The sequence below is a fragment of the Staphylococcus sp. TCBT05 genome (assembly GCF_055179755.1).
Genome location: NZ_JBUQDQ010000005.1, coordinates 493,303 through 506,913, shown reverse-complemented (window position 1 = coordinate 506,913; position 13,611 = coordinate 493,303). Strand labels below are relative to the sequence as shown.

Sequence of the window (13,611 nt, the reverse complement as noted above, 5' to 3'; positions counted from 1 at the left end):
CCCTTATCCTATAGCCTTTAATGGATCTACTTTTCGAACAGTTAATATTGAGAAAAGACTGCCAACGATTGAAACAATGATTAAAGCAATGCCAAATATTACTAATGTAATAATGTTAAAGGAGACTGGTACTGCTGATGGTAAACAAGCGCCGGTTATCAACGTTAATACAAGGCCTAACACTGTGCCTATTAATGAAATAATAAATGTTTGTGCTAGCACAACTTTAGCCAAGTAGCCATTTGTAAAACCTTGAGCCTTAAGCACACCAAATAAACTTTGCTTTTGCAATGTCATCACATATAAGAAAATGCCAATTACAGAAGCTGATATAATAAATAAAAAAACAATCATGAAGTTTAACGTTAAATTCTGCGCCTTATATCCTGGTAATTGTTTAACGAAATTCTCTATAGATACTGCCTCTAAATTATGATTGAGCTTTTGTTGTTTCCATTTACTATCTTTCACCACTAATGCATTGACCTTATCTTTACTCAACATTGGATTAATTTTTGCGATAGTTGCCTCATTCGCAAAGACAACAGGAGAAGCATTATATTTAGCACTCTCACTAAACCCTACTATTTTTAATTTTTCATCTGATTGTGATAATGATAAGCGATCCCCTAATTTAAACCCTTTTTCTTTTAATGTGGCATCTGCTACAACTTCATTATCATGCTTGAATTTATGACCGGAAATTATTTTCGGCATTAAAAACGGTTTTTGGGTCACACCGAACAATAATGCGTTTTCCTTTTCCTTGCCATTTGATGCAATAATACCCGTCTGTTTCAATGGTGTCTGCTTAGCATATTTATGCTCAATATCTTTCTTATCAATAACTGATTGTGCCACTGTCTTATTAGCATCTTTGTTTAAGATAATAGCATCTGCATGCCACTTATCAATGCCTTCTCTATTCATATTTATCAAGCCACTGGCTAACCCAGATAAAAAGAATAATAAATAACTAATCATAACAAGCACACCTATGATAAGCCCAAACTTCAATTTATTTCTGCGCATTTCATTCCATGCTAAATACATACATCCACTCCCTAAATAATGCAATTCACTTTAAAAACTCCTACTTTTTAAATCAATTTGTAAATTTGTTTTCACTACATTTATTTCATCTATGTATAACTACTATCTCTAATAATATTAACTGTTAAATCATTAATTTCCCAGAAATTAATATTACTTATAATAATAAATTTAAAAATATTTTTCCGCATTTATATTATCCATCAAGCTTATTCAAGCCTTTTTCCTCTAAAACAAGTGCTAAAACCAGTTGCAAACAACGTTTTGACAAACATTCTATGGGTACTGACAAGTTGGCAGGTGTTATAAAATGAAAAATAAAAAATTATGGCTATCTATTATAGTACTTATTATCTTAATTATATTAATCACTTATTTTATATTAAGACAAATGGACATTATAGATAGCAACAAGCACGACTCATATCAAACTTATACAATTAAAAAAGCAAAGGCATTAAATCAAACAGGAAAAGCCTCTCCTCAAACGATTAAAGTGTATCAAGAGAATCGTGATATTGGATCATACATACGTCCTCAAATTCAAGATAACCAATTTGTAAAAAAAGGCACACCACTTATATACTACGATACGAACAGTAGTATTAGACCTAAACTGGTCAGCGATGTTAAAAAATTTCAAAATTACGTTGAAAAAGATTATACTGCGTTAAATAAAAAACCAAACGATAGTAAGATACAACAGCGCTTAACGAAAGATCAGCAACAGTTAAATCAGGCCCAGCATGTATTAAATTTACATGATAATCAGTCTAGCAAAGATATTTATGCAACCTTTGATGGTACGGTAAACTATATTAACAAAGATGTAGATAAAAACGGCAATATCTTACAACTTGTTTCTAACAAACCTGAGATTAAGACAACTGTTTCTGAATATGATATTGATAAAATTAAGCAAGGCGATTTAGTCGATGTTGATGCCAATAATGGTGGAACCAAAACAAAGGGTAAGGTAATTCAAATCGCTGATTTATCTACAGCAGGACAAAAGAACGTAGATCAAGCTAGCAAAGATAAATCCACTCCAATTAACAATACTAACAAGCCCTCCCAATATGAAGTTACAATTGGAAATTTATCTTCATCAATTAAAGATGGCTTTACTGTTAAAACCAAAATACATGTAAATACGGCACAATTACCTGAAAGTGCACTGACAAAGGATAATTGCGTATTCATTGTTGATCAACAAAACAGAGTACACAAACGACCTATTATTACCGGTCATTCAAAAGGTAATATCATCGTTAAACAAGGTGTAAAGGTTGGAGAGAAAATCATCAAAAAGCCTAATGCTAATTTACAAGAAGGACAAAAAATCGAACCATCAGATTCTTAGTTAGTGAGCAATTGTATAAGTCATAATAAAAATACACATAGTTAAATTGATACTGTTAACAAATGATGTTGATTATCTTCAGTGTCATATGATTATGTGTATTTTATTTTGTCATATTATAAATATAGCTTCTCTATATCTACCATCATAACAGCATTTAAACCCCTTTTACACGACTAACAATTAGTTAAAATTATTAAATGTTTTTCGTGAAACATTTCCCTATATTAAAGTAATTTGGATTTGCACAATTCAAGATTATGTAATTTTACTTCATTCTTTTAAATTGAATACAATACGAATATGTAATAGGATATAATACATACTTTAAATTGGACAGGAGTAATTTTTCATGAATTTTACCAAACTAACTGAGTCTGAGTACAAAAGCTTTATAGAAGACAACTTTGTACATTACACTCAATCAGTCGAACAATATCAATATAGACACCAAAAGAAAAATGATGTTCATTTGGTAGGAGTAAAAGACAACAACAAAGTATTAGCTGCTTGTTTACTAACAGAAGCTAAAGCACTGAAATTTTTCAAATATTTTTATTCTCACAAGGGTCCTGTATTAGACTATAGCAATTCAAAGCTAGTAGATTGCTTTTTCAATGGATTAACAAAATACTTAAAACAACAAAACACTTTATTCGTTATGGTTGACCCTTACATTTTGGAGAATAAGCGAACAGCTGAAGGCGAAATCATTGAAGCATTTGATAATCAAGGTTTAATAAAACAACTACACAACTTAGGTTATCAACATCAAGGCTATTCCATCGGCTATTCCGATAAAAGTCAGATTCGCTGGATGTCAGTATTGGATTTACAAGAGCAAACTGCAGAACAGCTATTAAAATCTATGGACTACCAAACACGTAGAAACATTAAAAAAACATTTGAAATGGGCGTAGAAGTTCGCACTCTTGATTATTCAGAAACAGATACATTTTACGAACTATTTAAAATGGCTGAAGAAAAACATGGATTTACATTTAAGCAAGATCCCAACACCTATTTCCGAGATATGCAAAATATGTATCCACAAAGCGCAATGCTAAAAATGGCATACATAGACCTTGAAAAATATCTACAGAAACTAACAGATAAAGATGTATCACTGTCTAATCAAGTGACAGAACTAGAAAATAAACTAGCAGAATCTCCCAATTCTAAGAAAAACAAATCAAAATTAACGCAACTTAATCAACAAAAAGATAGTAATTTGAAAAAATTAACAGAAACTCAATCACTAATCGATAGCGAAGGTAAGATGCTTAATCTTGCTGCCGCACTTTACATCTGTACAAAAGACGAAGTGTACTACTTATCAAGTGGTTCAAATCCTAAATATAATCAATTTATGGGAGCATATCGACTACAATGGGAAATGATTGAATATGCTAAAAAACACAATATCCCCCGTTATAATTTTTATGGTATTACAGGAGATTTCAGTGATAATGCAGAAGACTATGGTGTGCAGCAATTTAAAAAAGGATTTAACGCACATGTCGAAGAATTTATCGGTGATTTTGTAAAACCTGTTCGCCCTTTCTTCTATAAGATTTACCAATTGCTAAATAAGTAATATTAATATATTGATTCCATACTAAAACGTAAATACTTCCTAAATTATAGGTAGTTATTTACGTTTTTTATCTACTCATCAATGTGTTTCTAATAGCCCCCTGTATACAACAACATTCATATCGTACTTTAAACCCCTCACACATCCCAATAGTTACAAGTCTTAGTTTTACATATGTAAACAACTAAAAAACCTTTATATCAAGCCGTTTATCGACTGTGTATTATTTATATTTCTTTATCACCACTATATAGCATTTCATCCCCATTCATAATTTTACACATGTAATGTTTGGAAATTTACGCCATGCTAATAAATTGTGTTTGGAAATATTAACCTAATTTATAAATCATTTTTTCAAATTTATTGTTAACAAGCACTTTACAGGTTAAAATAAATTCATTAGCCATCTACAGAAACTGATATCAACTTTCCAATATACACAGCTGATATGGAATGGAATATGCCTTAAATTTAAGGAGGAATTAAAATATGGACACTCCAGATTATCGTAGGTCACAAATTCTACAATTACTTAAATCATCTAAACAACCTATCAGTGGTAAACATTTAAGTGATAAGTTTAATGTTTCCAGACAAATCATCGTCAAAGATATCTCAATATTAAAATCACATAACCATACGATTCATTCAACTAGTAGAGGATATGTCATAGAATATGAAACACAAGGTAAACATTTTAAACGCATCATCAAGTGCCAACATACTCAAGAACAAATGGAAGAAGAATTAACAATTATTCTTGATAATGGTGCTATGGTAGATGACGTCTCTATTGAACATCCCTTATACGGCACTATCAAGAAAGATTTAATGATCGAAAGTCATGAAGATTTACATCAATTTATACAACAAATGGAAAAATATCAGGGAAAGATGTTGGCGAACCTTACTGATGGTCTACATCTTCACACCATTTCTGCCCATACTGAAAAGATTTTGGACAATGCTGTAAGAGATTTAAACGACCATCATTATATCGTCAAAGATTAAATATATACAGCGACCTGAACATTCAAAATTAGTGAACAGATTCTAGGTTCTAAGCCGATAGAGTTTAACCTCAATGAAATAACAAGACAACAATAAACTAACTACTTTAATCAACTACGTATACAATCAAACCTCCAACACACTTCAGAACACCATTTACAGACTGCGACATGATTAATGTCCAGTCTTTTTGTTTATCACTACCTCATAACACATCATATTTAAAAATAATTGCTATGACTTCAATGATGAAACTATACAAAAAATCAAGAAATAATCAACACTTATCCATTCACAGAAAATCCTGCCTATCTCAAAAAGTAATATTACTCTTTTTAGCATTTTTTTAATTAGCTATTATGCTTGATTTAACAACATTTCTAGGTTGTTAATAATTCCAAAAATATTATCTTCATAAGAAAACGATTGACTAGGAAAGCGTTTACAATTATAGTTATCTCTAATATCAACTGTTGATTATTTTTTAGTTATTTATTGATTTTTCTTATAAAGAATGGAGGTTTTTATTATAAAACACTCAGATATTGATAGAAAAAACAGGAAGATGCTCAAAATCACAGTGATTTCTACATTAGGTGGTCTGCTATTTGGATTCGATACAGGTGTCATCAATGGCGCATTACCTTATATGTCACTCTCTAGCCAATTAAATTTATCACCGGCTACTGAAGGATTAGTCTCAAGTTCATTAATTTTTGGAGCTGCTTTTGGGGCAATATCAGGAGGAAAGCTGGCAGATACATTTGGTAGAAAGAAAATGATAATGTGTTTGGCCATTATTTTCTTCTTTGCCACATTAGGTTGTGGTTTATCTCCCAATGTCTTTTCTATGGTCACGTTTCGAATCATTCTTGGTTTAGCAGTGGGTGGTGCTTCGGTCATTGTTCCGACTTTCTTATCAGAAATGGCAGCAAAGGAACAACGAGGCAGAATGGTTACTCAAAATGAACTCATGATAGTGACTGGCCAACTATCAGCTTATGTCATTAATGCCGTTTTGGGTAATGCAATCGACAATCCAGGTATTTGGCGTGTTATGTTACTCGTTGCAACTTTACCGGCTGTTTTTCTTTGGTTTGGTATGTTGACTGTCCCAGAAAGTCCTAGATGGTATGCAAGTAAACACAAATATTGGCCCGCATATAACATTTTACGTTCTTTAAGAGATGAGCAGACAGCTGAGTCAGAAGTACGCGAAATCAAAACACATATCGATAATGAACGTCGCTTAAAATCAGATTCAAACATATCATTTAAACAAGCATGGGTTCGACGCATTCTTTACATTGGTATCGGTATTGGGATTGTACAACAAGTTACCGGAGTGAATTCAATCATGTATTACGGTACTGAAATTTTACGTAATGCAGGTTTAGCAACAAAGGCAGCACTTATTGGAAATATCGCTAATGGAATTGTCTCAGTATTAGCTGTTTTCGTCGGTATTTGGCTATTAGGAAAAGTAGGCAGAAAGCCAATGCTACTCGTCGGTCAAGCTGGGGTAATAGTCACGTTAGTCTTACTTGGTATATTTCCAATATTTTTACAGAACAGTCCTGCATTTCCATTTATCGTATTATCTTTAACTGTAACATTTTTAGCCTTTATGCAAGGCGCAATAGCACCAGTAACCTGGCTCATGTTATCAGAGATATTCCCACTAAAGGTTCGTGGCTTTGGCATGGGTGCTAGCGTCTTTTTCTTATGGATGGCCAATTTCACAGTCAGTCTTGTTTTTCCAATATTACTAGGTCACCTTGGACTGTCTAATACATTTATCATCTTTGCATTATTAAATATCATGTCCATTATTTTCGTAAAAATATTCTTACCAGAAACTAAAGGCAAGTCGCTCGAAGAAATTGAAGACTACTTTAAATCTCAGATTACAACAAAATCACAGCGTACTAAAAAAATTGCAAAAGAGCCCAAATTATAAAAGGAGGAGTTAAATGAAACTTTCATATTACACTGACAGTCTCGCTCACCTTTCATTAGAAGAAGTCTTGCAAAGAATTACCCAACAAGGTGTCTATCATATTGAATTAGCAACTGGTGGTTGGTCTCCCGCGCCACATCTCAATCTCACTGAATTACTAACTAGTGAGACCGCAGTCTTAAAATTGCAAAATCTGTTAGCCACTTACCAAGTAGAAATTGTGGCATTAAACTGTTCTGGCAATCCGTTAGACCCTAGAGACATAGGTAAACAACATCGTGAAATCACTATTAATACGTTTAAGTTAGCAGAAATACTAGGCGTTAAAAAAATAGTAATGATGAGTGGATTACCTCCTGCTACACCCGGAGATACAATGCCGAACTGGATTACCACTACGATGAGTTGGCCACCCGAATTGAAAGAAGCACTTACCTATCAATGGGAAGAAATCGCGATACCTTATTGGCGAGAACTTGTTCCAATTGCTAAACAACATGGCATTGAGAAAATCGCACTTGAAAACCATGGCACACAGCTCGTATACAATCCCGAAACTTTACTTAAATTACGACATGCTGTAGACCCTATCATCGGCATGAATTTGGATCCAAGTCATATGTTTTGGATGGGCGGAGATCCCATCCAATCTGCACGTAAATTAACAGGTGCAATTCATCACATGCATGGCAAAGATTTAAGAATTGAAGAGGAACCTGCTGCTTTAAATACAATATTAGAAACTAAAGACATTTATGATACAAAAAATAGGGCTTGGAACTATGTTGCTGTTGGTCATGGTCATGATTTGCAATGGTGGAAGTCATTTTTCTCAGTTGTTCAGATGTGTGGTTATGACGACTTCGTCTCCTTAGAAATGGAAGACTTTACTATGTCTCCAGAAGACGGTGTAGATATTTCCATTAAAGCATTACAACAAGTTGTCGTATAACAAATTTAATAATTAGAGTATGAGAGGAGTCTTGTATATGAATAATGGTGAAAAGAAAATGGAGAACGCTTTACGTTGGGGTATGATTGGTGGAGGAAGAACAAGCCAAGTTGGATATAAACACCGTAGCGGTGCACTTCGAGATCGAACTTATGAACTTGTTGCAGGTGCATTTGATATCGATACCGAACGCGGAAAATCATTCGGTATAAACCTAGGTGTAGACCCAGAGCGATGTTATGATGATTATCAAACTTTATTAGCAGAAGAAGCCAAACGTGATGATGGTGTAGAAGTTGTCTCAATCGCAACACCAAATGGAACACACTATGAAATAACTATGGCTGCCTTAGAAGCAGGATTACATGTGATTTGCGAGAAACCACTTGTATTTACTACACAAGAAGCCGAAGATATTAAAGCCTTTGCTGAAAAGCAAGGACTAATTGTCGGAGTCACATATGGATATTCTGGCAATTCAATCATTCTTCAAATGAAAGCCATGATAGAACAGGGTCAAATTGGCGATATAAATTTAGTCGAAATGCAATATACCCACGGCTATGCAGGAAACGCACAAGGAGATAAGGATAATGCAGCCCAAAAATGGCGTGTTGACCCTAAGATTGCAGGTCCAACATTTGTTATTGGCGATCTATCCATACACACATACTATATTTCTAAATTAATCATGCCAAACTTAAATATTAAAAGATTATTGTGTGATCGCCAAAGCTTTGTAGGTAGCCGTTATCCATTAGAAGACAATGCTTATATTATGATGCATTATGACAATGGTGCTGTCGGACGTATGTGGACCTCTGCAGTTGATGCTGGTCAAATGGATGGGCAACGTATTCGCATCGTGGGGTCTAAGGGAAGTCTAGAATGGTGGGATAGTGCTCCGAATGAATTACAATATCAACCACAAGGTGCTCCAACTCAAATTCTTTATCGTGGTGCCGAATACTTAGATGATTCAGCGTTACAAAATGAAAGACTCGGCATATTACACCAAGAAGGTTTAACCGAAGCTTGGGGTAATATTTACTTAAATATTGCGCTAGCAATTGATGCCAAAAATCGTGGTGATGAAACAGCTCTTGATCAAATTATCTACCCAGATATTAATTCCGGGATTGAAGGTGTACGCTGGATTGAAAATTGTGTTGCCTCAGCTGACAAAGGGTCACAGTGGGTTGACTATCAATAAAAAATACACAAAAATAAGACTCCCTTAATTAAGGAGAGTCTTATTTTACTGTTTCAATTAGTTGCCCATAATGCTTAATCTTTGTGGCATAATACTAAAGCCTCATAATGAATGCATTATGTCTATTTTACGCTAAAATTTATTATTATATTTTAGCGCTACTTCGCGTTTAAATTTCTAAGAAACGACTGTTTCATTCTTAACCAAATCATTAGCGATTCCCATCCACATTTGTCTTATTTCATCTGTCGTTATTTGCGTTTCCGTAGCATCTGTGCCGACAAAATCACCATGATCCCAGTCATGTTTTACAGGCATAACTTGCCAAATTCCCCTTTTTACTTCATCTGTTGCCATCATACTTCTTTGTCCAAATGGATATTGTGCAGAAATGACTGAAACTAGGCCATCATTCTCTCTCCACGCCTTATCCTCAACCTTCCCAATTACATTTCCAGGTACGGTATGTCTCAATGTCATATTGATGTCGGCTTTTTGCTTACCGTCAAACGTTGGTCTTGTTGATTCGCCACTATACGATTTATAAATAATATTTGGATTGAGTGACGTTTGTTGATTTAACTTAGTTGCCCCTGCACGTGTTAAATCATAAAATCCATTATCATCTGTCTGCCATATTTTACTTTCATTTTTAACTCTTTCAACATAATCGATATACGTTTCATTTTCACGTTGCTTTAGCCCCCATTGACTTAATCCAAAGTCAATATCTGAATATTTATTTCCCTGAAACTTGCTATAATCATATACAAATTGTCGAATTAGCGCTTCATTTCCTAATAAGTCTGCTGCATATGTACCATTATGAGGCGAAGCTACAGTTGTAATTGAAGTTATCATATTGTCGTGATCACCTTGATAAAGGGGCGCAATTTTACCACCGTGCTGCCGCTGATAATCAATCTCTTCCTGACTTCCATTTCGTAATAAAGATTCTAGTTGCCGAACCGTTTGCCCTCCCATACTATGACCGACAAGATGTATCTTTTGACCAGGCTGCCAGTCCTTATATACACCTTCGTATGTTTTACCGTATCGTGCATGCCCATATTTAGCTGCATGTACAGCGCCATAATCTACGGTACCGCCTTTAATATAATAATACAATTCCACAGCACGATCATAATTACTACCAAACGCACTAATACTTGCAACATAGTTTTCATATCCATTATTTGTTAAATCTTGGTGAATATCTAACCTTTTTCCTCCCCAATATAAATCATTCGAATCCGGATTATTGTCACCTGTAAACCCATTGAATCCATGTACTAATATAATAGGATCTGTATTCTTGTACCGAGTTTGTTTAGCTACACTGTTACTCTGTTCAACTATGGGTGCAGTATTGTTCATTAGTGACTGTTCATTGCGTCGATTACTAATCTCCCTTTGTATATTGGCCTGTTCGTCATGACTATTATGATTAGTATTTGTCGCATGCGCATTAATCTTCATCGAACTATCTTCTAACTGGCTCGATGAATGATGCTGCTCATAGTTATCATTGCAATCGTTTTGTTGAGTTCTTGGTTGCATATAATGGTAACTTTCGGTAGCGTATTTCGTTCTATTTTGATTATTTGATAATTCACTACTTGTTTGATTACTTATAAATTGTTGTGCTTTATGCTGATTATTTTTATACTGTTGTGCCTCTATATCTTGAATACGCCTATACCTTTGGGGATATTTTCTTTTGTTTACATGTGTAAACACCGGGTTATAATCTGTAATATACTCATTTGCTTTCAGTCGATTCGCGAGTGCAATATTATCTTGAGTCGTGGATGTTGTTCGTGTTGATTGTCTCTCCTCATTACCTTTGTCTTCCTTCGCTGTGTTATCAGTTTGCTGGTTATTTTCAATTTTCGATACAGATTCATTTGCATCTTTATTATTAGTAGTCAGAGACTGTTTATCGCTGGAAAATGCATTATCCTTGTTACTTTTTGAGTTTTTATTCTGTTCTAAAGAGATATTTTGTATGTTTTCTTTATTTACACAATCGTTTAAGTGCATAGTTGTGTCTTTTGTTGTCGTTTCATTCTGTTGATTCAATGACTTGGTATGGTTATGTATAGCAGCGTATTGCGCATTAAGATGCTGTTTATTTCCATTGTCCTTAATGAAGGGTTGTTTATTCTGTGTCGCACTCTTAATATTCAAGTTGTTATTTTGTCTATTTTTATTATCAAAATTCTCATTTGCACTAGCAATACTTCCACTAAAAGCCAATATTATAGTTGATATAACTACTGATGATACACCCATAGTGCCTTTTCGGATACTATATTTATTTTGTCTCATCTGAAATCTTCAAGCCTTTCTATAACTGTTTTCAAACTTACAAGCTACCTTCACTATATATTGTACAAAATAATTATTAAGTAAAAATGAATCTCTTTAAAATATTAGGTTAACTTAGACGTTTGAAAGTTATAGAAAAAATATCATTTTACTATAAGTACATTCTATTACGTAAAATCCCAACTTTATTAATAACTCTTTCAATTTAGCAGAAATTATTTATTGACTTATATCATTTAAAACTCTATAATCAAAATACAAATAGGAATCATTCCTATTTGTAAATTAGGGTTGTTACATTCATTTTTATACATTTCCCTCTAGGGATAATTTAGTTCAATAAAATCGTAGATCTTTACGCGGGTCTACGATTTTATATTTATTTCCTACCAATTACCAATTCATCCGTTCAACCAAAATAAGCAATGCGACAACTTTAACATTTATTGCCTCAATAGCAATTGCTTTATATATGTACTAAATTAGGTCATTAACAACAAGTCATACATTATATTTAGTTAGCTAAAACACGCATTCTTATAACATTTCGCAATAAACTATTTATAAAAAGGAGTTATACATATGATACTTTCAGATACTGACATTAAACAGTTCTTACAACAAGGAAAAATAGAAATCACTCCGCTTCAAACACACCATATTGAATCAGCATCTATTGATTTAACATTAGGTAACCATTACCTGTTTCCACAACAACCTCAAGATTTAAAACAAAATATTTTGGAACCCGTTTACTATAAAGAGATTAATGCACATAAAATAACAATTCCTGCAAAATCATTCATATTAGCTACAACCAATGAATATATAAAATTAAACAACGAACTAGCAGCATTTGTTGAAGGACGTAGTTCTATTGGACGTGCAGGATTATTTATACAAAATGCTGGATGGGTTGATCCAGGATTTCACGGAAATATCACTCTAGAGCTGTACAATGCCAATGATTTTGACTTAATAATTCAAGAGAATATAAGAATCTGCCAAATTGTTATCGCCCAAACACTAACACCTAGCACCCGACAGTATAATGGTAAATACCAAGGTCAACACACAACAACAGGCAGTATGAGCTTTAAAGATATCGAAGCAAAGGAGGTGTAAAGCAAATGGATATTGTCATTATTAGTGGCTTTCTAGGAGGAGGGAAGACTACCACCCTGAATCAATTTATCGAAAGTGCAAGATCTCAAAATCAAACACCAGCTGTAATTATGAATGAATTTGGTACTCAAAGTGTAGATAGTCACCTTATTGATAACTCAATCGGCTTGCGTGAAATTATTAATGGTTGTATCTGTTGTGAAATGAAATCCAATGTTACTGAGCAACTACACGATATTTATATTGATTATCAACCAGATATTGTCTTTATTGAATGTAGTGGTATTGCGCATCCCCTTGAAGTTCTAGACGCATGTTTAACACCTGTATTAACACCATTTAGCAATGTAGTCAGCCTAACAAGTGTCATTGATGTGGAGTTGTATAGTAAATTACCTCACTTACCCGAAGATATACAAAATTTAATTATCGCCCAAATGGCACATTGCTCAAACTTTGTGCTAAATAAGAGTGATTTAATTACTTCCGACCAATTATTAAAAGTGATTGAAACTATAACTACGCGTCATCCAGATATTCCTTACTTTATTACAAGTCATGGTGAGGTAACACTTGATCATATAAAGAGCAATAAATTAACAAAAGACGAACGCTTTAACGGTGGAAAAATAATCCATAGTACACTGGGTCACTCAATATTTTATTTTTCACACTCCTGGCATAAACAATCTTTTATAAATTGGCTTCAAAACTTACCAGATCATATTTACAGAGTCAAAGGCTTTCTAACCTTTGATGACAGTAATGTAAAAAATTTAATCCAGTATACAAACAACCATTTAAATCTTGTATCGTCCCATCTCAACATTGATGATTACATAGTAGTCATTGGCCATAATATTGATAAAGTACAGCTTAGTCATTCTGTGGAACATTATCATAAATTAAATGTCACATGATTGTTACGCATGAATAAACTCAAATATTATTACTTTCTCCCATACTTACTTTCACGAATAAAAAACCGTACTTCCACTGCTAT

Annotated in this window: 10 protein-coding genes; 8 read left to right on the top strand and 2 right to left on the bottom strand. The window is 33.6% G+C overall.

Features of this window, described 5'->3' with window-relative positions; genetic code table 11:
• Nucleotides 1-3 precede the first annotated feature (3 nt).
• Nucleotides 4-1,053, bottom strand: coding sequence for an ABC transporter permease (locus tag ACY191_RS02340; RefSeq protein ID WP_325960927.1), 1,050 nt, complete (start codon nucleotides 1,051-1,053; stop codon nucleotides 4-6).
• Nucleotides 1,054-1,363: 310 nt separating this feature from the next.
• On the opposite strand from ACY191_RS02340, the gene ACY191_RS02335 reads away from it, so the two are divergent.
• The 6 genes from ACY191_RS02335 to ACY191_RS02310 all read left to right on the top strand — a co-directional run bounded on the left by ACY191_RS02335 (nucleotide 1,364) and on the right by ACY191_RS02310 (nucleotide 9,152).
• Nucleotides 1,364-2,416 carry an efflux RND transporter periplasmic adaptor subunit gene (locus tag ACY191_RS02335; RefSeq protein WP_042737905.1) on the top strand — a complete coding sequence of 351 codons (1,053 nt, stop codon included), beginning with the start codon at nucleotides 1,364-1,366 and terminating at the stop codon, nucleotides 2,414-2,416.
• Between the two features lie 352 nt (nucleotides 2,417-2,768).
• Entirely contained in the window at nucleotides 2,769-4,013 is a 1,245-nt protein-coding gene (locus ACY191_RS02330; RefSeq protein ID WP_042737904.1) for an aminoacyltransferase, read from the top strand.
• Nucleotides 4,014-4,505: 492 nt separating this feature from the next.
• Nucleotides 4,506-5,027, top strand: coding sequence for a transcription repressor NadR (locus ACY191_RS02325; protein WP_229366684.1), 522 nt, complete (start codon nucleotides 4,506-4,508; stop codon nucleotides 5,025-5,027).
• Between the two features lie 565 nt (nucleotides 5,028-5,592).
• The gene (locus tag ACY191_RS02320; protein ID WP_158001712.1) at nucleotides 5,593-6,987 is read left to right on the top strand and encodes a sugar porter family MFS transporter; all 1,395 of its coding nucleotides are present in this window, start codon (nucleotides 5,593-5,595) and stop codon (nucleotides 6,985-6,987) included.
• 13 nt (nucleotides 6,988-7,000) lie between these two features.
• The gene (locus ACY191_RS02315) at nucleotides 7,001-7,939 is read left to right on the top strand and encodes a sugar phosphate isomerase/epimerase family protein (RefSeq protein ID WP_229366685.1); all 939 of its coding nucleotides are present in this window, start codon (nucleotides 7,001-7,003) and stop codon (nucleotides 7,937-7,939) included.
• 37 nt (nucleotides 7,940-7,976) lie between these two features.
• A complete protein-coding gene (locus ACY191_RS02310; protein ID WP_042737901.1) occupies nucleotides 7,977-9,152 on the top strand; it encodes a Gfo/Idh/MocA family protein in 1,176 nt (391 codons plus the stop codon).
• 177 nt (nucleotides 9,153-9,329) lie between these two features.
• Here the strand turns inward: ACY191_RS02310 and lip are convergent, their stop codons facing one another.
• Nucleotides 9,330-11,483, bottom strand: coding sequence for a YSIRK-targeted triacylglycerol lipase (gene lip / locus ACY191_RS02305; RefSeq protein WP_042737900.1), 2,154 nt, complete (start codon nucleotides 11,481-11,483; stop codon nucleotides 9,330-9,332).
• Between the two features lie 582 nt (nucleotides 11,484-12,065).
• Here lip and dcd point away from each other — a divergent pair.
• Nucleotides 12,066-12,608 (top strand): dCTP deaminase, encoded by a 543-nt coding sequence (gene dcd / locus ACY191_RS02300; protein WP_042737899.1) that lies wholly within the window; start codon nucleotides 12,066-12,068, stop codon nucleotides 12,606-12,608.
• A 5-nt stretch (nucleotides 12,609-12,613) separates the two neighbouring features.
• Nucleotides 12,614-13,528, top strand: coding sequence for a CobW family GTP-binding protein (locus ACY191_RS02295; protein ID WP_229366686.1), 915 nt, complete (start codon nucleotides 12,614-12,616; stop codon nucleotides 13,526-13,528).
• Nucleotides 13,529-13,611 lie beyond the last annotated feature (83 nt).

What these genes read in the sequence shown, in the direction of transcription:
- ACY191_RS02340 (WP_325960927.1), bottom strand. Translation starts at nt 1,053, where the DNA reads ATGTATTTAGCATGGAATGAAATGCGCAGAAATAAATTGAAGTTTGGG.
- ACY191_RS02335 (WP_042737905.1), top strand. Translation starts at nt 1,364, where the DNA reads ATGAAAAATAAAAAATTATGGCTATCTATTATAGTACTTATTATCTTA.
- ACY191_RS02330 (WP_042737904.1), top strand. Translation starts at nt 2,769, where the DNA reads ATGAATTTTACCAAACTAACTGAGTCTGAGTACAAAAGCTTTATAGAA.
- ACY191_RS02325 (WP_229366684.1), top strand. Translation starts at nt 4,506, where the DNA reads ATGGACACTCCAGATTATCGTAGGTCACAAATTCTACAATTACTTAAA.
- ACY191_RS02320 (WP_158001712.1), top strand. Translation starts at nt 5,593, where the DNA reads ATGCTCAAAATCACAGTGATTTCTACATTAGGTGGTCTGCTATTTGGA.
- ACY191_RS02315 (WP_229366685.1), top strand. Translation starts at nt 7,001, where the DNA reads ATGAAACTTTCATATTACACTGACAGTCTCGCTCACCTTTCATTAGAA.
- ACY191_RS02310 (WP_042737901.1), top strand. Translation starts at nt 7,977, where the DNA reads ATGAATAATGGTGAAAAGAAAATGGAGAACGCTTTACGTTGGGGTATG.
- lip (WP_042737900.1), bottom strand. Translation starts at nt 11,483, where the DNA reads ATGAGACAAAATAAATATAGTATCCGAAAAGGCACTATGGGTGTATCA.
- dcd (WP_042737899.1), top strand. Translation starts at nt 12,066, where the DNA reads ATGATACTTTCAGATACTGACATTAAACAGTTCTTACAACAAGGAAAA.
- ACY191_RS02295 (WP_229366686.1), top strand. Translation starts at nt 12,614, where the DNA reads ATGGATATTGTCATTATTAGTGGCTTTCTAGGAGGAGGGAAGACTACC.